The organism is Pseudoxanthomonas winnipegensis (assembly GCF_030322905.1).
Classification (GTDB): Bacteria; Pseudomonadota; Gammaproteobacteria; order Xanthomonadales; family Xanthomonadaceae; genus Pseudoxanthomonas_A; species Pseudoxanthomonas_A winnipegensis.
The window spans coordinates 1,101,720-1,124,761 of record NZ_CP095475.1; the positions used below are offsets into that span (position 1 = coordinate 1,101,720).

Genomic DNA, 23,042 nt, shown 5'->3' on the forward strand with positions numbered 1-23,042 from the left:
GGCTGATCCGGTGGCGATGCCGGGCATTCTGCGTGCGCAGGGCGCGTTGATGCAAGCGTTTTGTTGCGATATGGTTCCTATAAGTTTCGTTTGGTTACCGGGAGAGGGCGTGCGATGCGTTGGAAGCAGCAGGGGCTCTTCATCGGTGTGGCGGTGCTGGGATTGGCGGCCTGCTCGCCCTCGACGCGGCCTGCGGTGTCCGCGCCCGCCGAGGCTGGTGCCGCGCCGCCGGCGACCTACGCCATGGACGACTACGCCAGGGTGCGCAAGTTCGATGCGCATGTGCATGCCAACGGGGCCGATCCGGTGTTCCTGCAGCTGGCGCGGTCGGACAACTTCGAACTGCTATCGATCAACGTCGACTACCCGGACTTCCCCACGCTTGAGGCGCAGCATCGCGTTGCCCTGGCGCTGGCCCAGGAAGAGCCGCAGCGCTTCCATTGGGCGGCGTCCTTCACGATGAAGGGCTTCGGCACGCCCGGCTGGCTGGCGCGCACCAACCAGGGCCTGGACGCGGCGGTCGCCGAAGGCGCCCGCGCGGTGAAGGTGTGGAAGAACATCGGCATGGTCGAGCGTAACGCCAGGGGCGAGCTGATCACGCTCGACGACCCGGGCCTGTCGCCGGTGGCCGATCACGTCCAGTCGCTCGGCGTGCCGCTGATCGCGCACCAGGCCGAGCCGTACAACTGCTGGCTGCCGCTGGACCAGATGACCACCGACAACGATCGCGAGTACTTCGCGCACCATCCGGACTACTACATGTATCTGCATCCGGAGATGCCCTCGCACGAGGCATTGATGGCCGCGCGCGACCGCTTCGTCGCCGCGCATCCGCAGCTGCGTTTCGTGGGCGCGCACATGGCCAGCCTGGAATACGACGTGGATGTGCTGGCCAAGTTCCTCGACACCCATCCCAACGCCACGGTCGATCTGGCGGCGCGCATGAGCCAGGTGCAGTACCAGTCGCTACGCGACCCGGCCAAGGTGCGCGACTTCTTCGTCCGCTACCAGGACCGGCTGCTGTACGGCACCGACCTGACCCAGGCGCCCGATGCCGACCCGGCCGCCTTCCGCGCCGAGGCGCACGCGATGTGGACTTCGGACTGGAAGTACCTGGCGACGGGCGAATCCCAGCGCATCGACATGCTCAAGGCCGATGTGCCGGGCCTGGCGCTGCCGCGCGCGGTGATCGACAGGATCTACTACGCCAATGCGGTGCGTGAGTTCGGTTTGGAGCGGCAGGTAGCCGCCAGGTAGTCCGAAGACCGCGTGGCGCTGCCTAGGGGTGGCGGGTTCACCGTGAGACCTTCATCTCCGCCACGGCCCCGCCTGTAGAGCGGAGCTCGCTCCGCTGGGGCTTTCCCCAGAACCGTCCGCTGGGGCTTTCCCACGAACCGCCCGCCGGGGGGCGGGGGGCTTTCCCGCGAACCGAACGCAGAGCAGCGGAGCGAGCTCCGCTCTACAGGGGGGCTTTCGAGGAGCCAGTGGCTCCCACCTGATCCGTGGTCAGGCGCGCACGACTTCGACGCCGAGGGCCTGGCAAGCGCTGGTGATGTCGTCCGGCGCGCCGGTGTCGGTGATCAGCGCGTTGAGCCCGGACACCGGGATGATCCGGTGCAGGCAGACCTTGCCGAACTTGGAGCTGTCGGTGATCGCCACCACCATGCGCGCGGCCTCGACCATCTTGCGGTTGAGCATGGCCTCGGGCTCGTAGTGGGTGGTGATGCCGCGTTCCAGGTCGAGGCCGTCGACGCCCAGGAACAGCTTGTCCACGTGCAGCGCGTCCAGCGCCTCGACGGTCAGGCCGCCGTAGAAGGCCATGTTCTTGCGGCGCAGCTCGCCGCCCAGCATCACGATGTTGATGCTGGACTTGGGCGCCAGCGAGGACAGCACGCCGAAGTCGTTGGTGACCACGGTGATCTCGATGTCCGGCAGCGCCTCGGCCAGCTGGATCGCGGTGGTGCCCGAGTCGATGGCGATGGTGTCGCCGGCCTGCACCAGTGCGGCGGCGCGCGCGCCGATGCGGCGCTTTTCGTCCAGGTGGGCGGTGCGTTTCGTTTCGTAAGGCGGTTCGGTGGCGGTGTGGCCGACCACGTTGCTGTCGATCGCGCCGCCGTAGGCGCGCGCCATGACGCCGCGTTCCTCCAGGTAGCGCAGGTCCTTGCGGACGGTCTGCATGCTCACGCCGAACCGCTTCGCCAGTGCGGTGACCTGGACGCTGCCGTGCTGGCGCACGAGCTCGCTGATCTGCAGGCGGCGCTGGCTGGTGTCGCGGGTGACGGGCGGCATGGAGACTCCTGGGGCAAACGCTCCAGAGTATACGGGCATTTCGTTAAACTTCGCTATTGATACAAAACGAAACATCATTTAGGCTCGGTTTCGTTGCTTCATCAGCCAGGCCCCCACCAGCCTTCCTCTCCAGGAGATCGCCGTGAACGCCGTCCCTCTGCAGCGCCGCCGTCTGTGTCATGGAATCGCCCTCGCCCTGTTGGTGCCGGCTACCGCCTGGTCCCAGGAGGCCACCCCGGCGCCTGGACCGCAGGTCCAGCAGGAGGCCGCGCCGGCCGATGCGCAGGACGCCACCGATCTACAGACCGTCCAGGTCAAGGGCGTGCGCGCCGCGCTGACCCGCTCCAACGATCTCAAGCGCGACGCGTCCACGGTGCAGGACTCGATCACCGCGCTTGAGCTGGGCAAGTTCCCGGACAACAACGTCGCCGATTCGCTCAGCCACATCACCGGCGTGTCGATCAGCCGCACCGCCGGCGGCGAGGGCCAGAAGGTCAGCGTGCGCGGCCTGGGGCCGGAGTACACCCTGACCACGTTCAACGGCCGCATCCTGGCCACCGACGGCGAAGGCCGCGACTTCGCCTACGACGTGCTGCCGGCCGACGTGATCAGCGGCGCCGACGTGATCAAGGGCGCCGAGGCCGCCAACACCGAGGGCGCGATCGGCGGTCTGGTGAATCTGCGCTCGGCCAGCCCGTTCGACCAGCCGGGCCAGCACGGCGTGGTGCGTATCGAGGGCGACCGCAACCAGATGTCCGACCTCAACGGGCACAAGTTCTCCGGCGTCTACAGCAACACCTTCGCCGACGACACCATGGGCGTGATCCTGGGCGTGGTCTCGGCGCGCCGCAAGGACCGCACCGACACCGCCGGCAACGACGGCGGCTGGACCCGAAACCCCGATCCGAACGATCCCTCCTGGGGCGGCAACGCCTGGGGCGGCAACATCGATCTCAACAACAACGGCGAGCTGGATCCGGACGAATATGGCCTGATCGCGCCGGGCCAGTTCCGCGTCGGCTCGATCCTGGAGAACAAGAAGCGCACCGCCTTCTCCGGCAAGTTCGAATGGCGGCCCAGCGACAGCTTCAGGCTGACCGTCGACGGGCTGAAGACCAAGCTGGACTCGCCGCAGGTCGGCTACCAGCAGTCCTATTACCCGCTGTTCTCGCCCGGCCGCTGGTCGAACGTGACCGTGCAGAACGGCATTGTCACCGGCCTGACCCTGGACAATCCCGATCCGGAGCTGCGCCTCAATCCCGAACTGCTCAACAAGACCGAGTACCGCGTGGTCGATACCGCGCTCTACGGCGCCAACGCGCAGTGGAAGGTCACCGACGACTTCACCGTGACCGGCGACGTCTACCGCTCCACCTCGCGTCGTCATTCCGGCGGCCAGGACAGCTATGTGGTGCTGCGCCTCAACCAGCCCAACACCACCACCATCTCGCTCAATCCCTCCGGCATCCCCAACGTCACCACCTCGCTGACCGACGGTCGCGACTGGGCCAGCGGGCTGGCCAAGGGCGAGTTCGGCCCCAACGACTTCATCACCCACTACAACGAACTGGCCGGCGACAACATCGAGGACCGCATCACCGGCGGCACGGTCGGCGGCGACCTGTTCGTCGGCGCCGGGCATGTGGACCATCTGAAGTTCGGCGTGAGCCTGACCGATCGCCGCAAGTCGCGCGACCTGATCACCAACACGCTCACCGGCGGCGCCGACTACTATTCCGGCGACAACGCGATCAACGTCGGCGCGCTGGGCGGCGATCTGCTCTCGGTGTACTCGCTGCCCAACTTCATGAGCGGGGTGAAGTCGCGCTTCCCGCGCAGCTTCATCGCCTTCGACGTGCCGGCCTACGAGGCCGCGCTGGCCGCGTACAAGGGCACGCGCGCCGACGGCAGCGCCTACGACTACAGCAACGCCGCGCCGGCGTGGAACCCGCTGGAGAGCTACCGCGTCAGCGAGAAGACCGCCTCGTTCTATGTGCAGGCCGACCTGTCCGGCGATCGCTGGGATGGCAACGTGGGCGTGCGCGTGGTCTCGACCAACACCACCTCGCAGGCCTGGGACGCCAAGATCACCAGCATCACCGAGAACGGGGCGTTCAACTACACCGCGACCTACGCCGATCCCACCAGCATCAGCCAGAAGGGCAGCTATACCTACGTGTTGCCGGCCGCCAACTTCGTCTGGCACTTCAGCGACGACCTGCAGCTGCGCCTGGGCGCGGCCAAGACCATGGCGCGGCCCTCGGTGGAGCAGCTGGCGCCGACCAGCACCACGCAGAGCGTGTCCTGGGGCGAGTTCACCCAGGTCTACGGCGGCAACGTCGACCTGAAGCCCTATAGCGCCAAGCAGGGCGATGCCTCGCTGGAGTGGTACTTCGCCGAGCACTCCATCGCCAACCTGGCGGTGTTCTACAAGCGCATCGACAACCAGATCACGACCAGCTGGGAGACCGGGCAGGACATCGGCGTGGGCGGCATCACCGATGCCAATGGCAATGTGGTCTCGCCGGGCCCGACGCTGTTCAACGTCATGCGCCCGATCAACGGCGATTACGCCAAGGTGCACGGCATCGAGGCGGGCCTGCAGCACTTCTGGGACAACGGCCTGGGCTTCCGCGCGCAGTACACGCGCAACTGGTCGGAGAGCTGGGTCGATGGCGAGAAGCGTCCGCTGGAGGGCATCGCGCCGTCGGTCTACTCGGTCAGCCTGATGTACGAGAAGGGCCCGTGGGACCTGGGCGTGACCGCCGACCATACCGATGGCTTCGTCAGCGCGGTCAACGTGCTGGGCGCCGGCTACAACGAGAAGGCCGATCCGATCACCTGGATGACCGCGCACATCACCTACAACATCAACGACATGTTCACCGTCTCGCTGGAAGGCAACAACCTGCTCGACGAGGAGCAGACCACCAGCATCAACGGCAACCCGCTGCTGCTCAACAGCTACTACCGCTACGGCCGCAGCCTGACCCTGGGCTTGACGATGCGGTTCTGATCGCCGCGCGCTGTGGTGGATGGAAGAGGCCTCGTGAGAGGTCTTTTCTGTTGGTGCTTCTTTTTCTGTTGGAGCTTCTCTGGATTGAGAGCGCTTGGTGCGTGGCGGGTTGCGGCTTCGGAGAGGTAATGTGCTGGCTTCGGAGGGGCAGCGGTCCGGCGGGCGAGGGCCGCTTCTCCCTCAATCAGGGCATCCTGCCCTGATTCGGGCGCTCGGCGTCCTGCCTCGCTCGTCGCGGCCCCCGCCCGCCGGACCGCTGCCTCGCGCGTCAGGTCGCAGGGCTTCGGGTTGCGCGGTTGTTCGGGCCCCCCTTTCTGGCGCACAACGCGATCAGCTACGGGAAGTTATAGACTTGAGCCCCCTCCCTTGCGCGCAGCGCAGGGGAGGGATGGGGAGGGGTCGGGGCTTTACCGGGCAAGCCACCGAAGCGAAGAGCAAAAGCACCCCACCCCGGCCCTCCCCTTCGCCTGCGGCGAAAGGGAGGGGGCAGAGCGCTTGCTAGATGCCTTCGGCTCTAAAGAAGTCCTGATCCATCCGCCGCAGCGCCTCGACCCGGCCGGGCGCGCGGAGAGCGGGCCAGGGATGGCCCGCGGCGGCGAGTCCGCCAGGATGGCGGACCGAGCCGAGGAGCCGCGCCCGGCCGGGTCGAGGCTGGTCGGCGAAGAAGGCTTTTCGCCCCGCTCATCGCATCGATCGGACCGCGCGCCCCCGCACCTCGGCGCAGCACCCTTCCAGTGGTGTCGTGCGTGCCGCGCTAGCCGCGCGTGCGCTCGGTCGTGCGGGCGCCGGGCTTCCACTGCTTCTGCAGCATCTGCAGGAAGCGCTCGGCCATCGGCGAGAGCGCCGCGTTGTTCCGGCGCACGATGCCGATGGTGCGCGAGACCACCGGGCTGTCGATCGGGCGCGTGACCAGGGTCGGGTGGTCGCCCTGCGGGGTGGCCATGCGCGGCAGCACCGACACGCCGATGCCGGCCTCGACCATGCCCAGCGAGGTCGACAGGTGGGTGACCTCGTAGAACCAGCGCAGTTTCAGGTTCTCGCGTGCGAGCGCGCCGTCGAGCAGGGTGCGGTTGCCGCTGGTGCGGTGCACGGTGATCAGCTGGTGCTTCTCCAGGTCGCTCCAGGCGATCTTGCGCTTCTTGGCCAGCGGGTGATCGCGCCGGCAGGCGAGCACGAAGGGATCCTCCACCAGCACCTCGAAGCTCAGATTGGGATCGGAGGCGCCCATGAAGTTGATGCCGAACTCGACCTCGCCGCGCTCCACCGCCTGCAGTCCCTCGGTGGCCGGCACGTCCAGGATGCGGAAGCGCACGTTGGGGTGCTCGGCATGGAAGCGCGCCATCACGCTGGGCAGGAAGTAGAACGCCGCGGTGGGCAGGCAGGCGATGGTGATCTGGCGGCCGACGTGATCGCCGCGCTGGGCGAACAGCGAGCCATCGAACTCCTCCAGCATGCGCCGCACCAGCGGCAGCAGGTTCTCGCCCACGGCCGTGGTGGAGACGCTGCGCGTGGTGCGCTCGAGCAGCGGCGAGCCGATCGCCTGCTCGAGTTTCTGGATGCGCCGGCTCAGCGCGGGCTGTGAGACGTGCAGGGTCTCGGCCGCGCGGTGGAAGCTGCGCGACTCGGCCACCAGCAGGAAGGCGCGCAGGTCCAGGATTTCGCAATTCATGCTCATATCGGATCAATCCACCGAAAAATAGCAATTCACAGATCAATCGTGGCCATGCCAGGATCGCATCACACCGGATCATTAATCCGGAACTGGTATGAATCTACCACGCCCATGTCCAACGACCTGCTCAGCGTTCCCTGTGTTCTGATGCGCGGCGGCACCTCCAAGGGGCCGTTCTTCCTCGCCTCGGACCTGCCTGCCGATGCCGCCGAGCGCGACCGCCTGCTGCTGGAGGTGATGGGCTCGGGCCATCCGCTGCAGATCGACGGCATCGGCGGCGGCAACGCGCTGACCAGCAAGGTCGCGATCATCGATCGCGCCAGCCGCGCCGACGCCGATGTCGATTACCTGTTCGCCCAGGTGCGCGTGGACCAGCGCGTGGTCGATACCGCGCCCAACTGCGGCAACATGCTGGCGGCGGTGGGGCCATACGCGATCGAGCGCGGCCTGGTGCCGGCGCGGCATCCGCGCACCCAGGTGCGCATCCACAACGTCAACACCGGCAAGGTGATCGTGGCCACGGTGGAGACGCCCAACGGCCAGGTGGCCTACCTGGGCGATGCCCGCATCGCCGGCGCGCCCGGCACCGCCGCGCCGATCTCGCTGGCCTTCCTGGACGCCGCCGGCGCGCGCACCGGCAAGCTGCTGCCGAGCGGGCGCGCCAGCGAGTGGATCGACGAGGTCGAGGTGAGCCTGGTCGACTGCGCCATGCCGCTGGTGCTGATCCGCGCCGAGGCGCTGGGCCTGCGCGGCGACGAGACGCCGGCCCGCCTCAACGCCGATGCCGCGCTGCTGGCCCGGATCGAGTCCATCCGTGTCGAGGCAGGGCGACGCATGGGCATCGCCGACGCCGCCGATCGCGTGATTCCCAAGCCGGTGCTGCTTGCTGCGCCGCAGCATGGCGGCCACCTGCAGGTCCGCTACTTCATGCCGCATCAGTGCCACACCGCGCTGGCCATCACCGGTGCGGTGGGGCTGGCCACGGCGGTGGTCACCGAAGGCACGCTGGCCCACACCATGGTGGGATATCTGCCGCTGCCGACCACGATTACCCTTGAGCATCCCAGTGGCAGCCTGGCCGTCGGGCTCAGCCGCGCCGCGGGCAGCGACGCGGTCGTCGCCAGCGTCGTGCGGACCGCGCGGCGCCTGTTCGAAGGCCGGGTGTTCGCCCCCTCGCCACGCACTTCCGTCGCTGCCGAATGGACCTCAGCGGCATGACCTGATTCGCCGGGTCCGACCCGGTCCACGTTTCGCATCGCATACATCCTGGGAGGGATCGATGTACAAGCCACTCATGGCGGCCACCCTGGTCGCCGCCGCCCTCGCCCTGTCCGCCTGCGGCAAGGACGCCAGCCACGCCTCCGGCGCCGCGCCGGGCGCCGACGATGCGCCGGTGCGCATCAGCGTCGGCTCCTACAATCTCAACAACCTGCCGTTCTTCGTGGCCGATGCCCAGGGCTACTTCAAGGACGAAGGCCTCCAGGTCAAGACCGAGAACTTCGCCCAGGGCGGCTCGAAGGTGCTGCAGGCGCTGGTCGCCGGTTCGACCGATGTGGCGGTGGGCTTCTACGACCACACCATCCAGATGCAGGCCAAGCGCAAGGACGTCACCGCCTTCATCCTGCTCTCGCGCAATTCGGGCCTGGTGCTGGCCGGGCGCAACGACGGCACCTTCGATCCGGCCAGGCCGCAGACGATCCAGGGCATGAAGGTCGGCATCACCGCGCCGGGCTCCTCGTCGGACTTCTTCGTCCGCCACTACCTGGCGCGCAACAAGATTCCCGAGACGGCCGTGTCGCTGATCGGCGTGGGCTCCGGAGCCGCCGCGGTGGCCGCGCTGGAACAGGGCAAGGTCGACCTGCTGGTCAACTACGATCCGGCCGCCACGCTGATCGCCGAACGCAAGGTCGGCAAGATCCTGATCGATGCGCGCAGCGACGCCGGCGCGCGCCAGGTCTACGGCGGGCTGTACCCGACCTCGGTGCTGTACGCGCAGTCGGCGTTCCTGCAGCAGCGGCCGCAGGCGGTGGAGAAGATCGTGCGGGCCGAGCAGCGCGCGCTGGCCTTCATCGCCGATCACAGCGGCGAGCAGATCGTGGCCGCGCTGCCGGACAGCTACGTCTCCGGCGACCGCGCCACCTACGCCAAGGCGGTGGAGAACGCGCGCGCCATCTTCACCCGCGACGGGCGCTTCGTGCCCGAGGACCTGACCACGCCGCTGGCCGTGCTGAGCGAGTTCAACGACGGCGTGGCCCAGGCCAAGGTGGACCTGTCCAAGACCTATACCAACGCGTTCGTCGATCGTGCCCTGGCCGCCGGAGGTGGCGCATCGGCCACCGCCGCGGCCAGGCAATAACCGGAGGATTCCCTGATGGCGCTCAACGCCAGTGTGCGCAGCCTCAATGGCGCACCCCAGTTCCATCCCGCCGAGACCATGGTCGCCATCGACAAGGTGACCATGTCCTTCGGCGACTTCACCGCGGTGCGCGAGGTCGACCTGCAGGTGGGCAACGGCGAGTTCGTCGCCATCGTCGGGCCGACCGGCTGCGGCAAGAGCACCGTGCTCAACGCGGTGGCCGGCCTGCTGACGCCGGCCAGCGGCGGCATCACGATCGATGGCGTGCCGGTCAAGGGCGTGCAGAAGTCGGTGGGCTACCTGTTCCAGCAGGATGCGCTGCTGCCGTGGAAGACCGCGCTGCAGAACGTCGAGCTCGGCCTGCGCTTCCGCGGCATGGCGGCCAAGGAGCGCGAGGAGCGCGCGCGGGCCTGGCTGGCCAAGGTGGGCCTGTCCGGCTTCGAGCACCGGTATCCGCACCAGCTCTCCGGCGGCCAGCGCAAGCGCGTGCAGATGGCGCAGGCGCTGATCGTCGAGCCCAAGGTCATCCTGATGGACGAGCCGTTCTCCGCGCTCGACATCCATACCCGCCACCTGATGCAGAACGAGCTGCTGCGGCTGTGGCAGGAGGACCGCCGCTCGGTCGTGCTGATCACCCACGACCTGGAAGAGGCCATCGCGCTGGGCGACCGCGTGGTGGTGCTCTCGGCGGGGCCGGCCAGCCGCGTGGTGCGCAGCTTCGATGTCGACCTGGAGCGCCCGCGCAACGTGGCCGAGATCAAGCTGGATCAACGATTCACCGACCTGTACCGCGACATCTGGGCCTGCCTGCGCGGCGAAGTGGAGAAGAGCTATGCACGCCAAGACTGACAAACTGATCCAGATCGTCCTGATCGTCGTGCTGTTCGGCGGCTGGGAAGCCGGCGTGGCCAGTGGGCTGATCGATCCGTTCTTCTTCCCGGCGCCGTCGGGCATCGCGCGGCAGATGTGGACCTGGCTGTCGGACACCTCGTTCTACCAGCACGTCTACATCACCCTGACCGAGACCGCGCTGGGCTATCTGATCGGCACCGCGCTGGGCGTGGCCGGCGGCGTGTGGCTGGGGCTGAGCCGGCGGTCGGCGCGGATCCTGGACCCGTTCATCAAGGGCTTCAACGCGATCCCGCGCGTGGTGCTGGCGCCGATCTTCGTGCTGTGGCTGGGCCTGGGACTGTGGTCGAAGGTGGCGCTGGCGGTGACGCTGGTGTTCTTCACCACCTTTTTCAACGCGATGCAGGGCGTGCGCGAGGTCAATCCCACCGTGCTGGCCAATGCACGCATCCTCGGCGCCGGGCGCGGCGATCTGCTGCGGCATGTGTACTTCCCGGCGGCGGCCAGCTGGATCCTGTCCTCGCTGCGCACCTCGGTGGGCTTCGCGGTGGTCGGCGCGATCATCGGCGAGTATCTGGGCGCCTCGGCGGGCCTGGGCTATCTGATCGCGCAGGCCGAAGGCAACTTCAACGCGGTCGGCGTGTTCGCCGGCATCATCATCCTGGCCGCCTTCGTGCTGATCATCGATGCCTTGCTCGACATCGTCGAGAACCGCGTGATCACTTGGCGTCCCAACGCCCAGCAGGGCGCGACCAGCTGATCGCACGCGTCACGGTGCCGGCGCGCTAGCCGGCACCGCGCTGGACCCATCCCCCCGCACCATCCCCGTGTGGCCGCCGACGCGCCTGCGTCGCCGCGCCCGAGAGAGAGCTTTCCCATGATGCGAATCCACGTGCTGCCCAAGGCAGCGCTGACGGTGGCGATCGGCCTGTTGCTGACCACCGGCCAGGCCGGCGCGCAGGCGCTGAGCCAGGCAGAACTGACCCGCCTGGTGCAGGCGCAGGCCTTGAAGATCGAGCAGCTGGAGGCGCGCCTGAAGGCGGTCGAAGGCAGTGGCAGCGCGAGCACCGCGGTGGTCGCTCCTGCGCCGGCAGCGGCGGACCCCGCGCTGGAAGCGCGCGTGGCCAAGGTCGAGGCCGCCCAGGCCAAGGCGCCCAAGGTCAGCTGGTCCAAGGGCGCGCCGCAATTCTCCAATGCCGATGGCAGCTTCACCTTCCGGCCGCGCGGTCGGTTGTTCGTGGACGCCTCCAGCACGGGCGGCTCGGACTTCACCGACCGCAACATCTCCGGCACCGAGATCCGCTCGGTGCGCCTGGGCGCCGAGGGCAGCTACGGGCGGCTGGGCTACGTGGTGGAAGGCGACTTCGCCGACAACGAGGTGGCCTGGAAATCGGTCTATGCCAGCGTCGATCACCGCCTGTTCGGCACCCAGGCCGAGCTGAGCATCGGCAACCGGCTCAACGACCGCGGCCTGGATGGTTCCAGCAGCACGACCAACACGCCGTTCGCCGATCGCAACGTGGTCGGCACGCTGATCCTGCCCCAGCGCGGCCTGTTCGGCGTGGGGCTGACCGAGCGGGTGTTCGGGCAGGGCTGGCACGCCAGCCTGTCGGTGGCGGGCAACGACCTCAACAATGCAGGCGAGGACAACGACAGCCTGACCGTGGCCGCGCGCGCGCACTGGAACCCGCTGTTGAGCGAGACCGCCACGGTGCATCTGGGGGCGTGGGCCTTCCACGAGGACATTTCGGCCGGGGCCACCGGCGTGCTGCGCAGCTCGGCGATCTCGGGGCACTTCAACGATCTGGTCAAGATCGCGCCGGGCGCGCTGGCTGGTGCCGAGCGTGGCACGGCCTATGGCGTGGAAGCTGCGGGTTTCTTCGGGCCGGGCTGGGTGAGCGGTGAGTGGGGCACGCGTCGCATCGCTGGCGTGGGCAGTGCGGGCCGCTACGACGTGGATCACTCGGCCTGGGCGGTGTCCGGCGGCGTGTTCCTGTTCGGGGCCAGCCCGGCCTATACGGCCAAGAGCGGCACCTGGGGCAAGGTCAAGGTGCAGGATCCGGTCACGCCGGTGGGCGCGGAGCCTGGGAGCTGCGCGCGCGCTACGAGGATGTGGACTACGACGAGCTGCCCACGGGCGGCACCGGGCATGCCTGGACGGTGGGCACCAACTGGTATCTCAACGACTATGCGCGCGTCATGCTCGATGCGGTCTTCTGGCAGACCGACAACCGCAGCGGCGCCTATCGGGGGCAGGACGAGGGCTATACGTTCAACACGCGCTTCCAGGTGGCGTTCTGAGGCGGCGCGGGTCGCTCAACGCAGCTTGCCGATCGGGGCGTAGCGGCCGCCGGTCAGGCGCAGCAGGTCGGCGGGGGCCAGTTCGACTTCCAGGCCGCGTCGTCCGGCGCTGACGTGCAGGCGGGGCAGGGCCTGTGCGCTGGCGTCGAGGAAGCTGCGCAGGCGCTTCTTCTGCGCCAGCGGGCTGATGCCGCCGACCAGATAGCCGGTGGCGCGCTGCGCTTCGTCGACGCCGGCCATCTCGCAGCGCTTGCAGCCGGCGGCTTCCGCCAGGGCCTTGAGGTCGAGCTGCCCGGCCACGGGCACGATCGCCACCAGCAGCTCATGCGTTTCGCTGCCCGCCAGCAGGGTCTTGAACACCCGGGCGGGGTCCAGGCCCAGCTTCTCCACCGCCTCGCCGCCGTAGGAATCGGCCTTGGGATCGTGCGCGTAGCTGTGCACGGTGTGGGGAGTCTTCTCGCGCTTGAGCAGGGCGATGGCGGGGGTCATGGGCGAATATCGATGATGGTGCTGCTTTGAAGGAAACTCATCTCTCGGTTGGAGATCACGCTTGAGTGTCCCGGCTCCGGAAGGGCAGCGGTCCGGCGGGCGGTGGCCGCTTATCCCTCAATCAGGGCATCCTGTCCTGCCTTAAGGCGCTCGGCCTCCTGCCTCGCTCGTCGCGGCTACCCACCGCCCGCCGGACAGCTGCCTCGCGCGTCAGGCAGACGACTTCGGGTCGATAAGCGTTCTGGCTGGTTCGCGGAGCTTGGCCGTGACGGGTCGAGCGTGGATGCGCATGCGGTCAGGGGCACATAACTTGGAGCCGCCAACGAATCCTCTATCGTCGCTCCCGCGGCGCGCGTGTCGGCGTCAGCCTCATGTGCCGCGTGCATAGCCTGCTCCCCGCTGTGCGCGGAGCGCCATCACGACCACGGTGTCGGTCACGTCCACATAGCGGTACAACGCCAAGTACCCACGCGAGCCGCGGCCGATCACCAGTTCGCGGTTGTCTCCATGGGCCGGGCGGCCGATCAGGGGATTGCCTGTCAGCACGTCCAACGCGCTGACGATGTCCTCGGCCCTGTCTCCAGCGTGCTCGCTCTCGTGGTCGCGCAAGTAAGCGGCAATCCGCTCCAGATCCTCGATCACGCCGGGGCCGAGGCGAATACGCGTCACCTCAGTCTTCCAGCTTGCGCGCCACCGGCCGCTTCGCGGGCTTTCCTGCGACCCGGGCCCTGAAGTACGCGCGCGCCTCTTCCCAAGGGATGGTTTCACCCGTTTCCAGGAACTCGGCCCAGCGCTGATCGGCCTCCGCCAGGAAGTCCGCGCGCCGTTCCGCCTGGTCGGTCTTCTCGGCGATGGCTTCCAGGATGAAGTTGTGCGACGTGGTGCCCGCGGCTTCGGCCGCTTTCGCGATGCGGGCCTTGAGTGCGTCCGGCAGGCGGATGGTCGTGGTGCTCATGAGAGGGCTTCCGGCGGTGACCTTGCAGCAATGTAGCACAGACGTGCTACAGGCGACCCAGTCCGGGCGATCACGCTGCCCAGCCGCCAAATGCGAACGGGCGCCTCGCGGCGCCCGTTCGTGATCACGCGATGACCGCTGCGTCGATCAATAGCGGTAGTGGTCCGGCTTGTACGGGCCTTCCACCGGCACGCCGAGGTAATCGGCCTGCTGCGCGGTGAGCTTGGTCAGCTTCACGCCGATCTTGTCCAGGTGCAGGCGCGCGACTTCCTCGTCCAGCTGCTTGGGCAGGCGGTAGACCGTCTTCTCATACACGTCCTTGTTGGCCCACAGGTCGATCTGCGCCAGGGTCTGGTTGGCGAAGCTGTTGGACATCACGAAGCTCGGATGGCCGGTGGCGCAGCCCAGGTTGACCAGGCGGCCTTCGGCCAGCAGGAAGATGCTGTTGCCGTTGGCGAAGGTGAACTTGTCCACCTGCGGCTTGATGTTGGTCTTCACCGCGCCCGAGGCGTACAGCGCATCGACCTGGATCTCGTTGTCGAAGTGGCCGATGTTGCACACGATGGCCTGGTCCTTCATCGCCTTCATGTGTTCCAGGGTGATGATGTCCTTGTTGCCGGTGGTGGTGACGTAGATGTCGGCCTGGCCCAGGGTGTCTTCGACGGTGTTGACCTCGAAGCCTTCCATCGCCGCCTGCAGGGCGCAGATCGGGTCGATCTCGGTGACGATCACGCGGGCGCCGTAGGCGCGCAGCGAATGCGCCGAGCCCTTGCCCACATCGCCGTAGCCGCAGACCACGGCGACCTTGCCGGCCAGCATCACGTCCATCGCGCGCTTCAGGCCATCGGCCAGCGACTCGCGGCAGCCGTAGAGGTTGTCGAACTTGGACTTGGTGACCGAGTCGTTGACGTTGATCGCCGGCACCAGCAGCTTGCCGGCCTCGGCGATCTGGTAGAGGCGGTGCACGCCGGTGGTGGTCTCCTCGGACACGCCCTTCCAGTCGGCGACCACGCGCGTCCAGTAGCCCGGGCGCTCGCTGGCCACGCGCTTGAGCAGGTTCTTGATCACCTGCTCCTCGTGCGAGGAGGCCGGCTCGTCGACCCACTTGCTGCCGTTCTCCAGCTCGTAGCCCTTATGGATCAGCAGGGTCACGTCGCCGCCGTCGTCCACCACCAGCTCCGGGCCGGTCAGGGTGCCGTCGGGCAGGGTGAAGGTCAGCGCGTCCAGCGTGCAGTCCCAGTATTCCTCTAGCGTCTCGCCCTTCCAGGCGAACACCGGCGTACCGGTCGCGGCGATCGCGGCGGCGGCGTGGTCCTGGGTCGAGAAGATGTTGCACGAGGCCCAGCGCACGTCCGCGCCGATGTCCTTGAGCGTCTCGATCAGCACCGCGGTCTGGATGGTCATGTGCAGCGACCCGGTCACGCGCACGCCCTTGAGCGGTGCGGTGGCCTGGTACTTGCGGCGGATCGACATCAGGCCCGGCATCTCGTGCTCGGCGATGTCCAGTTCCTTGCGGCCCCAGTCGGCCAGGGAGATGTCGGCGACCTTGTAGTCGCCTTCGGTCGAGAAGGTCTTCAGTTGCGCATTCATGGTGTTGCTCCGGTCAAGGGCGGGCGTGGAAAGCTCGCGGTTGCCGGGCGCCGTTGCACAGGTGGATCGCCGAGCCTGGCCCGTGGCGCGTGCATGGCACGGCTTGGGTCGCAGCGCCCCTCGGCGAAGCCAGCAGTATATCGCCGTGCGTCGCGGCGGCGATGAACACGGCCGCCTTTGCAGTAGGCTTGGCGTCCCTCCAAGATCGGCATCTGGCGCGACCGCGATGAATTCACCTGCAACTTTGTCGGCATCGTCTGCGATCTTGGAATTCGCCGCGCCGGACCTGACGCTGCGCGACGATGTGCGCCGGCTCGGCGCGCTGGTCGGCGACATGCTGGCCGAGCAGGTGTCCGACGAATTCCTCGCCCAGGTCGAGCGCATCCGCACCCGCGCCATCGCCCGCCGGCAGAAGGGCGAGGGCACGCAGGGCCTGGCCGCGACCCTGGCCGGCATGTCCGCCGAGGACGCCGAGGCGCTGATCCGCGCCTTCAGCGCCTACTTCCAGGTGGTCAACATCGCTGAGCGCGTGCACCGCATCCGCCGCCGCCGCGACTACCAGCGCCAGGGCGATGCGCCGCAGCCGGAAGGGCTGCACGCCAGCCTGCTCAGGCTCAAGGAGCAGGGCGTCGGCCTGGAGGAGGCCACCGCCTGGCTGGAGCGGCTGGATCTGGAGCCGGTGTTCACCGCCCACCCGACCGAGGCGGTGCGCCGCGCGCTGCTGGAGAAGGAGCAGCTGATGGTCGCCGCGCTGGTGGCCGGGCTGGACGGCGCGCAGACGCCGGGCGAGGCGGCCAGCGATGCGGCGCGCTTCCGCATGGCGCTGACCGCAGCCTGGCAGACCGCCGATTCCTCGCCGGTGCGGCCGACGGTGGCCGACGAGCGCGAGCACGTGGGCTTCTATCTGACCCAGGTGCTGTACCGCGTGGTGCCGGTGTTCTACGAATCGCTGGAGCACGCCTTCACCGAGGTCTACGGCAGCGCGCCGCCGCTGCCGCGCGTGCTGCGCTTCGGCACCTGGGTGGGCGGGGACATGGACGGCAACCCCAACGTGGATGCCACCACCATCGCCGACACGCTGCGCGCCCAGCGCGCGGTGGTGCTGGAGCGCTATCTGAAGGAGCTGTGGCAGCTGGCCAGCCTGCTGAGCCAGTCGACCACGCTGGTGCCGGTGAGCGAGGCCCTGCGCGCGCGCCTGGCGCAGTACCAGGCGCAGCTGCCGCAAGCCGCCGCGCGGTCGCGCCCGCGCCATGGCGACATGCCGTACCGCCTGCTCAACGACCTGATGCGCGCCCGGCTGCGCGCGACTCTGGACGACGCGCCGGGCGCGTACGCCTCGCCGGAGGAGTTCGAGGCCGACATTCAGCTGATCCTGGACAGCCTGCAGGCGCACAAGGGCCTGCACGCGGGCTGGTTCGCGGTGCGCCGCCTGCTCTGGCGCGTGCGCACCTTCGGCTTCCACTTGGCGCGGCTGGACGTGCGCCAGGAATCCAGCGTGCACGGCCGCGCGGTCGCCGCCGCGCTGGGCCAGGGCGACTGGGACACGCTGGACGCGGCCGCGCGCGCCACGCTGCTGCGCCCGTACGCGGCCGGCACCGAAACGCTGCCGGCCAGCCAGGACGAGGGCAATCCGCGCCTGGACGCGGTCTTCGCCGCCCTGGGCGAAGCGCGCCGGCTGCACGGCGCCGACGCGCTGGGCGCTTACATCATCTCGATGGCGCACAGCCGCGCCGACGTGCTCACCGTGCTGGCCCTGGCCCGGCGCGGCGGGCTGGTGGATGACGACGGCCAGGTGCCGCTGGACATCGCGCCGCTGTTCGAGACGGTGGACGATCTGCGCCACGGGCCGGAGGTGCTGCGCGACCTGGCCGCCGACCCGGTCTACCGCCAGCATCTGGCCGCGCGCGGCGATACGCAGATGGTGATGCTGGGCTATTCGGACAGCGGCAAGGACGGCGGCACGGCGGCCTCGCGCTGGGGCCTGCAGCGTGGGCAGGTCGAACTGCTCGAGGCCGCACACGAGCTCGGCATCAAGCTGACCTTCTTCCACGGCCGCGGCGGCTCGATCAGCCGTGGCGGCGGCAAGACCACGCGCGCGGTCGACGCCTCGCCGCGCGGCAGCGTCGACGGCCGCCTGCGCGTGACCGAACAGGGCGAGGTGATCCATCGCAAGTACGGCATCCGCGCGCTGGCGCTGCGCTCGTTGGAGCAGTCGCTGGGCGCGGTGCTGGTGTCGAGCATCCGCCCGCGCCCGCCCGAGCCGCGCGAGGCGCACTGGCGCACGCTGATGGACACCGTCGCGCGCGCCAGCACCGAGGCCTATCGCGACTTCGTCGGCACCAAGGGCTTCATGGACTATTTCCGCACCGCCACGCCGATCGACGTGATCGAACGCATGACCCTGGGCTCGCGTCCCTCGCGCCGGCTGGGCCAGGACGCGGCGCTGAGCAATCTGCGCGCGATCCCATGGGTGTTCGCCTGGAGCCAGGCGCGCGCCACCATCCCCGGCTGGTACGGCGTGGGCAGCGGCCTGGCCGCGGCGGTGGAGCAGTTCGGCGAGGAGGCGGTGCGTGAGATGGGCCGCGACTGGCCCTTCGTGCGCACCTTCCTGGACGACATCGCCATGGTGCTGGCCAAGGGCGATCTGGATATCGCGGCGCTGTTCTCCCAGCTCTCCAGCGATCTGCACGGGCAGTTCTTCCCGCGCATCCAGGCCGAGCACGAGCGCACCCGCCACTGGGTGCTCAGGCTGTCTGGCAACGACAGCCTGCTCCAGCACGATCAGCGCCTGGACCTCTCCATTCGCCTGCGCAACCCCTACGTCGATCCGATGAGCCTGCTGCAGGTGGACCTGCTCAAGCGCTGGCGTGCCGCCGACCGCGAGGACGACGCCCTCCTGCGCGCTCTGGTGGCCAGCGTCAACGGCGTCTCGCAGGGCTTGCAGAACACCGGCTGAGGCCGAAGGCACCACTCCCCGCGATAGGGCCGTCATTCCCGCGAACGCGGGACTCCATGGACGCCCGCGCAGGTCGCGGACATGCTTGGTGAGAGCAACTGTCTCCTCCGATCACGTCGCGCCCTCCCTGTAGAGCGGAGCTTGCTCCGCTGCTCTTCCTTCGGTTAGCGGGAAACGTCCCAGCGGAGCAGCCCCGCTGCTCTTGGTTTGGTTCGCGAGGAAGGCCCCAGCGGAGCAAGCCCCGGTGCTCTTGGTTTGGTTCGCGAGGAAGGCCCCAGCGGAGCAAGCTCCGCTCTACAGGTGGGAGCCGCCGTGGCGGCGATGGGGCCTTACCGGCGGAGCCCGTCGCCGCTATCGCGGCTTCCACAGCGCTATTGGTCACTCGGGGAAATGAAGTTATGAGGCTGTTAGAGAATCGGCGGGAAGGCTTCCGCCGCTCCTTCGCCTCAATTCAGCTCGGCAGGATCCGGCCCACGCCGCTTGCCGGCATCCAGGCTGGCGATGGCGGCCATGTCGTCCAGGCTGAGCTTGAAGTCGAACACGTCGATGTTCTCCTTGAGTCGCGCCGGGTTGGCCGACTTGGGGAACACGATGTTGCCCAGCTGGATGTGCCAGCGCAGGATCACCTGCGCGGCGGTCTTGCCGTGGCGCGCGGCGATGTCCTTGAGGATCGCGTTCTCCAGCAGCTCGCCGCCCTGGGCCAGCGGGCTCCAGGCCTCGGTCAGGATGCCGTGGGTCTGGCCATAGTCGCGCAGCGATGTCTGCTGCAGCAGTGGATGCAGCTCGATCTGGTTGACCACCGGCAGCACGCCGGTCTCGGCGGCGATGTGCTCGATGTCCTCGACGCGGAAGTTGGACACGCCGATGGACTTGACCTTGCCCGCGTCGCGCGCGGCGATCAGCGCCTTCCAGCTGTCGACGAACTTGCCCTTGGCCGGGCAGGGCCAGTGGATCAGGTACAGGTCGACATAGTCCAGCTGCAGCTTGCCCAGGCTGGTGTCCAGGGCCTTGAGCGCGCTGTCGTAGCCCTGGTCCTCGTTCCACAGCTTGGTGGTGATGAACAGCTCGTCGCGCGGCAGGCCGGAGGTGGCGATGGCCTGGCCGACGCCTTCCTCGTTCTTGTAGATGGCCGCCGTGTCGATGTGGCGATAGCCCAGCCGGAAGGCCTCGCTGACCACGTTGGCGGTCTCGTCGGCCGGGGTCTGCCACACGCCCAGGCCGAACTGGGGAATCGTGCGGCCGTCGAGCATTTCAAGGGCGGGGATGGTGTGCATGGAAGCCTCCTGTCGCGATAGACCTCGCAGTGTAGGCGGCACGACGTTGCCTCCATGCCAAGGCCGGCACGATGATGGCCACGATGCACGCCTTCACGAATTCGCGCTGATGCGCCCTGACTCGCACTCCCCTACGCCGGTCTCCTCCCGCTGGCGCCGTGCGCTGACCTGGTGCCTGCTGCCGCCGCTGCTGGCCTGGGCGGTGCTGGCCAGCGTCTATCTGGACCACTGGCCGCACATGCTGCGCGGCGTGCTGGCGCTGGCATGGCTCTGGCTGGGATGGAGGGTGCTGCGTGCGCGTCATCGCGCCAGCGGTGCGCGCTGGGCGGGTGTCGCGCTGCTGGCCTGGCTGGGGTTCCTCGCCGGCTGGTCGCTGCAGGCGCCGCGGCAGGATCGCCTCTGGGCCGACGATGTCGCGCGCCTGCTGCAGGCGCAGGTGCAGGTGCAGGGCGATACGGTGGTGCTGGAGAACGTGCGCCACTTCCACTGGCGCAGCGACACCGACTACGACGTGCGCTGGGACACGCGCCGCTACGACCTGTCCCAGCTGCGTTCGGCCGATCTGGCGCTGTCGTACTGGATGGGACCGGCCATCGCCCACACGCTGGTGTCCTTCGGCTTCGCCGATGGCCGGCATCTGGTGTTCTCGCTGGAGATCCGCAAGGAGCGTGGTGAGGCGTTCTCCGCGCTGGGCGGCTTCTTCCGCCAGTACGAGGAAACGCTGGTCGCCGCCGAGGAGGACGACATCCTGCGCGTGCGCACCAATGTGCGCGGCGAGGACATGTGGCTGTACCGGCTCAACCTGCCGCCGGCCGCGTTGCGCCAGCTGTTCCTGGCCTATCTGGACAAGGCCGACGCGCTGCGCGCGCGGCCGGCGTTCTACAACACGGTGATGAGCAACTGCACCACGGTGATCTTCCAGCTGGCCAGGCGCATCGATGCCCGCCTGCCGCTGGACTGGCGGCTGCTGTTGTCGGGGTACTTCGACCGCTACGTGGCCGACCATGGCGGGTTGATGCCGGGGATCGACTTCGCGACGTTGCGGGCGCGGGGGCATATCACGGCCAAGGCGCGGGCAGTGGGGGAGGGAGAGGATTTTTCGCGGGCGATTCGGGTTGGGGTGCCGGGGGAAGTGGGGCCGTAGGGGCGCCGCGCGCTGATCGATGCGGAAGAGCTCAGGACTTTTCGTTTCCGCGAAAGCGGGAAGCCAGTGGCTTGAGGCTTCGACGCGAAAGTCCATGGGTTCCCGCTTTCGCGGGAACGACGGTAGTGGGTTTGCGGCGGCTTGTGGGAGGAGCTTGCTGGCAAGCCTCAGCCTAGGCCTGCCGCCTGCCGCCTGCCGCCTGCGCTGCTCAGCCGTCCAGCTCGCTCCAGCGTGCGTAGGCGCGTTCCAGTTCGGCCTGCAGGCCGGCCAGGGCCTCGTTCTCGGCGACGATGGTGGCGCTGTCCTGCTGGAAGAAGGCCGGGCCGGACATCGCCGCGGTGCGCGTCTCGATGTCGGCTTCCAGCTGCTCGATGCGGGCGGGCAGCTGCTCCAGTTCGCGCTGCTCCTTGAAGCTGAGCTTCTTCTTCGGCGTCGCAGCGGGCGTGGCCGCCGCCGCGGCGGCGTTGGCCGCGACCACCTGCTCGGTCACGCTGCGGTCGGTCTGCCGGGCCTGGCTGTCGAAGCCGGCGCGGCCGCGCGGGCGCTGGCGCAGCCAGTCGTTGTAGCCGCCGACGTAGTCGCCGACGCGGCCCTCGCCTTCCAGCACCAGCGTGCTGGTGACCACGTTGTCGATGAAGTCGCGGTCGTGGCTGACCAGCAGCAGCGTGCCCTTGTACTCGGCCAGCAGCTCTTCCAGCAGCTCCAGCGTTTCCACGTCCAGGTCGTTGGTCGGTTCGTCCATGACCAGCAGGTTGGAGGGCTGGGCGAACAGCTTGGCCAGCAGCAGGCGGTTGCGCTCGCCGCCGGACAGGCGGGTGATCGGCGCGCGCGCGCGTTCGGGCGAGAACAGGAAGTCCTGCAGGTAGCCGATGATGTGCTTGCGGCTGCCGTTGATCTCGACGAAGTCGGTGCCCTGGGCGACGTTCTCCAGCGCGTTGCGCGATTCGTCCAGCTGGCTGCGATGCTGGTCGAAGTAGGCGATCTGCAGATTGGTGCCCAGCTCGACCGTGCCCTGCTGCGGCGCCAGTTCGCCCAGCAGGATCTTCAGCAGCGTCGACTTGCCCGAGCCGTTGGGGCCGATGATGCCGACGCGGTCGCCGCGCATGATCGTCACCGCGACATCGTCCAGCAGCGTGCGCCCGGCGTAAGCCTGGGTGATGTGTTCGGCGCTGATGACCTTCTTGCCCGAGGCCTGCGCATTGGAGGTCTCCATGCGCACGTTGCCCTGCAGGTCGCGGCGCGCGGCGCGTTCGCGGCGCATGGCCTTGAGCGCGGTGACGCGGCCCTCGTTGCGGGTGCGGCGGGCCTTGATGCCCTGGCGGATCCAGACTTCCTCCTGGGCCAGCAGCTTGTCGAAGCGCGCGTTCTCCTGCGCCTGCGCGTGCAGGCGCTCCTCGCGGCGGCGCAGGTAGTTGTCGTAGTCGCCGGGCCAGCTGGTGACCTGGCCGCGGTCGATCTCGACGATGCGCGTGGCCAGGTTGCGCAGGAAGCTGCGGTCGTGGGTGATGAAGATCAGGCTGCCTTCGAAGGACTTGAGGAAGCCTTCCAGCCAGTCGATGGCCTCGATGTCCAGGTGGTTGGTCGGCTCGTCCAGCAGCAGGATGTCCGGCTGGCGCACCAGCGCCTGGGCCAGCAGCACGCGGCGCTTCATGCCGCCGGACAGGCCGGCGAAGTCCGATTCGCCGTCCAGCTCCAGCCGGTCCAGCGTGGCCTGCACGCGGCGGTCCAGGTCCCAGGCGTTGTGGGCCTCGATCTGCGCCTGGGCGCGGCCCATGGCGTCCATGTCGCCCTCGTGCACGGCGTGGTGGTAGTCGGCCAGCATCCGGCCCAGCGCGCCCAGCCCCTGGGCGACCACGTCGAAGATGCTGCCGGCGGTGTCCGGCGGCACTTCCTGGGCCATGCGCGCGACCACCGTGCCCGACTGCAGGCGCACCTCGCCGTCGTCGGCCTGCAGCTCGCCGGCGATCAGCTTCATCAGCGTGGACTTGCCGGCGCCGTTGCGGCCGACGATGCACACGCGCTCGTGGGGTTCGATGGACAGCTCGACCTGTTCGAGCAGCAGCGGGCCGCCGACGCTGTAGTCGACGCGGGAAAGTTGCAGGAGGGACATGCGACCATTGTAGCCGGGCATCTGGCACGGGCAGCGGGCAC

Annotated in this window: 16 protein-coding genes, 1 pseudogene and 1 riboswitch; of the genes and pseudogenes, 9 read left to right on the top strand and 8 right to left on the bottom strand. The window is 68.6% G+C overall.

Annotated elements, in window-relative coordinates; genetic code table 11:
• The first annotated feature begins 114 nt into the window (after window positions 1-114).
• Window positions 115-1,257 carry an amidohydrolase family protein gene (locus MWN52_RS04735; protein ID WP_286576847.1) on the top strand — a complete coding sequence of 381 codons (1,143 nt, stop codon included), beginning with the start codon at window positions 115-117 and terminating at the stop codon, window positions 1,255-1,257.
• 249 nt (window positions 1,258-1,506) lie between these two features.
• Here MWN52_RS04735 and agaR read toward each other — a convergent pair whose 3' ends face one another.
• A complete protein-coding gene (gene agaR, locus MWN52_RS04740; RefSeq protein WP_130528826.1) occupies window positions 1,507-2,289 on the bottom strand; it encodes a transcriptional repressor AgaR in 783 nt (260 codons plus the stop codon).
• Window positions 2,290-2,431: 142 nt separating this feature from the next.
• On the opposite strand from agaR, the gene MWN52_RS04745 reads away from it, so the two are divergent.
• A complete protein-coding gene (locus MWN52_RS04745; RefSeq protein ID WP_286576848.1) occupies window positions 2,432-5,305 on the top strand; it encodes a TonB-dependent receptor in 2,874 nt (957 codons plus the stop codon).
• 754 nt (window positions 5,306-6,059) lie between these two features.
• Here the strand turns inward: MWN52_RS04745 and MWN52_RS04750 are convergent.
• The gene (locus tag MWN52_RS04750; protein WP_130523353.1) at window positions 6,060-6,980 is read right to left on the bottom strand and encodes a LysR family transcriptional regulator; all 921 of its coding nucleotides are present in this window, start codon (window positions 6,978-6,980) and stop codon (window positions 6,060-6,062) included.
• Between the two features lie 108 nt (window positions 6,981-7,088).
• Here MWN52_RS04750 and MWN52_RS04755 point away from each other — a divergent pair, with 108 nt between their 5' ends.
• The 5 genes and pseudogenes from MWN52_RS04755 (at window position 7,089) to MWN52_RS04775 (ending at window position 12,483) form a co-directional block, all read left to right on the top strand.
• Window positions 7,089-8,195 carry a 4-oxalomesaconate tautomerase gene (locus MWN52_RS04755; RefSeq protein WP_286576850.1) on the top strand — a complete coding sequence of 369 codons (1,107 nt, stop codon included), beginning with the start codon at window positions 7,089-7,091 and terminating at the stop codon, window positions 8,193-8,195.
• Window positions 8,196-8,256: 61 nt separating this feature from the next.
• The gene (locus MWN52_RS04760) at window positions 8,257-9,333 is read left to right on the top strand and encodes an ABC transporter substrate-binding protein (protein WP_286576851.1); all 1,077 of its coding nucleotides are present in this window, start codon (window positions 8,257-8,259) and stop codon (window positions 9,331-9,333) included.
• 15 nt (window positions 9,334-9,348) lie between these two features.
• On the top strand, window positions 9,349-10,182 hold the full coding sequence (locus MWN52_RS04765) for an ABC transporter ATP-binding protein (RefSeq protein ID WP_130515790.1): 834 nt from the start codon (window positions 9,349-9,351) through the stop codon (window positions 10,180-10,182).
• Window positions 10,166-10,942 carry an ABC transporter permease gene (locus MWN52_RS04770; RefSeq protein ID WP_130515792.1) on the top strand — a complete coding sequence of 259 codons (777 nt, stop codon included), beginning with the start codon at window positions 10,166-10,168 and terminating at the stop codon, window positions 10,940-10,942. The genes MWN52_RS04765 and MWN52_RS04770 overlap by 17 nt, the downstream gene beginning before the upstream one ends.
• 117 nt (window positions 10,943-11,059) lie before the next feature.
• Window positions 11,060-12,483, top strand: a pseudogene (locus tag MWN52_RS04775) (OprO/OprP family phosphate-selective porin).
• Window positions 12,484-12,498: 15 nt separating this feature from the next.
• Here the strand turns inward: MWN52_RS04775 and ybaK are convergent.
• The 4 genes from ybaK to ahcY all read right to left on the bottom strand — a co-directional run bounded on the left by ybaK (window position 12,499) and on the right by ahcY (window position 15,517).
• Window positions 12,499-12,972 (bottom strand): Cys-tRNA(Pro) deacylase, encoded by a 474-nt coding sequence (ybaK, locus tag MWN52_RS04780; RefSeq protein WP_286576853.1) that lies wholly within the window; start codon window positions 12,970-12,972, stop codon window positions 12,499-12,501.
• A gap of 369 nt (window positions 12,973-13,341) precedes the next feature.
• Window positions 13,342-13,641, bottom strand: a complete 300-nt coding sequence (locus MWN52_RS04785) for a type II toxin-antitoxin system RelE/ParE family toxin (protein WP_286576854.1) — start codon at window positions 13,639-13,641, stop codon at window positions 13,342-13,344.
• Between the two features lies 1 nt (window position 13,642).
• Window positions 13,643-13,927 (bottom strand): type II toxin -antitoxin system TacA 1-like antitoxin, encoded by a 285-nt coding sequence (locus tag MWN52_RS04790; protein ID WP_130533591.1) that lies wholly within the window; start codon window positions 13,925-13,927, stop codon window positions 13,643-13,645.
• Between the two features lie 147 nt (window positions 13,928-14,074).
• Window positions 14,075-15,517 carry an adenosylhomocysteinase gene (ahcY, locus tag MWN52_RS04795; RefSeq protein ID WP_130515798.1) on the bottom strand — a complete coding sequence of 481 codons (1,443 nt, stop codon included), beginning with the start codon at window positions 15,515-15,517 and terminating at the stop codon, window positions 14,075-14,077.
• A 38-nt stretch (window positions 15,518-15,555) separates the two neighbouring features.
• A riboswitch (S-adenosyl-L-homocysteine riboswitch) is annotated at window positions 15,556-15,645 on the bottom strand.
• 98 nt (window positions 15,646-15,743) lie between these two features.
• On the opposite strand from ahcY, the gene ppc reads away from it, so the two are divergent.
• Entirely contained in the window at window positions 15,744-18,473 is a 2,730-nt protein-coding gene (ppc, locus tag MWN52_RS04800; RefSeq protein WP_425608080.1) for a phosphoenolpyruvate carboxylase, read from the top strand.
• Window positions 18,474-18,919: 446 nt separating this feature from the next.
• On the opposite strand, the gene MWN52_RS04805 is transcribed toward ppc, so the two are convergent.
• Window positions 18,920-19,747 carry an aldo/keto reductase gene (locus MWN52_RS04805; protein ID WP_131660594.1) on the bottom strand — a complete coding sequence of 276 codons (828 nt, stop codon included), beginning with the start codon at window positions 19,745-19,747 and terminating at the stop codon, window positions 18,920-18,922.
• A 109-nt stretch (window positions 19,748-19,856) separates the two neighbouring features.
• Between MWN52_RS04805 and MWN52_RS04810 the strand changes: the two genes are divergently transcribed.
• The gene (locus MWN52_RS04810; protein ID WP_345783507.1) at window positions 19,857-20,891 is read left to right on the top strand and encodes an Lnb N-terminal periplasmic domain-containing protein; all 1,035 of its coding nucleotides are present in this window, start codon (window positions 19,857-19,859) and stop codon (window positions 20,889-20,891) included.
• A 208-nt stretch (window positions 20,892-21,099) separates the two neighbouring features.
• Here MWN52_RS04810 and MWN52_RS04815 read toward each other — a convergent pair whose 3' ends face one another.
• Window positions 21,100-23,001 carry an ATP-binding cassette domain-containing protein gene (locus MWN52_RS04815; protein WP_286576856.1) on the bottom strand — a complete coding sequence of 634 codons (1,902 nt, stop codon included), beginning with the start codon at window positions 22,999-23,001 and terminating at the stop codon, window positions 21,100-21,102.
• Between the last annotated feature and the right edge of the window lie 41 nt (window positions 23,002-23,042).

Bases quoted from the DNA above. Each gene is read 5' to 3' on its own strand.
- MWN52_RS04810 (WP_345783507.1), top strand. From the start codon at position 19,857: ATGCGCCCTGACTCGCACTCCCCTACGCCGGTCTCCTCCCGCTGGCGC.
- MWN52_RS04815 (WP_286576856.1), bottom strand. From the start codon at position 23,001: ATGTCCCTCCTGCAACTTTCCCGCGTCGACTACAGCGTCGGCGGCCCG.
- ybaK (WP_286576853.1), bottom strand. From the start codon at position 12,972: ATGACCCCCGCCATCGCCCTGCTCAAGCGCGAGAAGACTCCCCACACC.
- agaR (WP_130528826.1), bottom strand. From the start codon at position 2,289: ATGCCGCCCGTCACCCGCGACACCAGCCAGCGCCGCCTGCAGATCAGC.
- MWN52_RS04755 (WP_286576850.1), top strand. From the start codon at position 7,089: ATGTCCAACGACCTGCTCAGCGTTCCCTGTGTTCTGATGCGCGGCGGC.
- MWN52_RS04770 (WP_130515792.1), top strand. From the start codon at position 10,166: ATGCACGCCAAGACTGACAAACTGATCCAGATCGTCCTGATCGTCGTG.
- ahcY (WP_130515798.1), bottom strand. From the start codon at position 15,517: ATGAATGCGCAACTGAAGACCTTCTCGACCGAAGGCGACTACAAGGTC.
- MWN52_RS04790 (WP_130533591.1), bottom strand. From the start codon at position 13,927: ATGAGCACCACGACCATCCGCCTGCCGGACGCACTCAAGGCCCGCATC.
- MWN52_RS04750 (WP_130523353.1), bottom strand. From the start codon at position 6,980: ATGAGCATGAATTGCGAAATCCTGGACCTGCGCGCCTTCCTGCTGGTG.
- ppc (WP_425608080.1), top strand. From the start codon at position 15,744: ATGAATTCACCTGCAACTTTGTCGGCATCGTCTGCGATCTTGGAATTC.
- MWN52_RS04805 (WP_131660594.1), bottom strand. From the start codon at position 19,747: ATGCACACCATCCCCGCCCTTGAAATGCTCGACGGCCGCACGATTCCC.
- MWN52_RS04735 (WP_286576847.1), top strand. From the start codon at position 115: ATGCGTTGGAAGCAGCAGGGGCTCTTCATCGGTGTGGCGGTGCTGGGA.
- MWN52_RS04760 (WP_286576851.1), top strand. From the start codon at position 8,257: ATGTACAAGCCACTCATGGCGGCCACCCTGGTCGCCGCCGCCCTCGCC.
- MWN52_RS04765 (WP_130515790.1), top strand. From the start codon at position 9,349: ATGGCGCTCAACGCCAGTGTGCGCAGCCTCAATGGCGCACCCCAGTTC.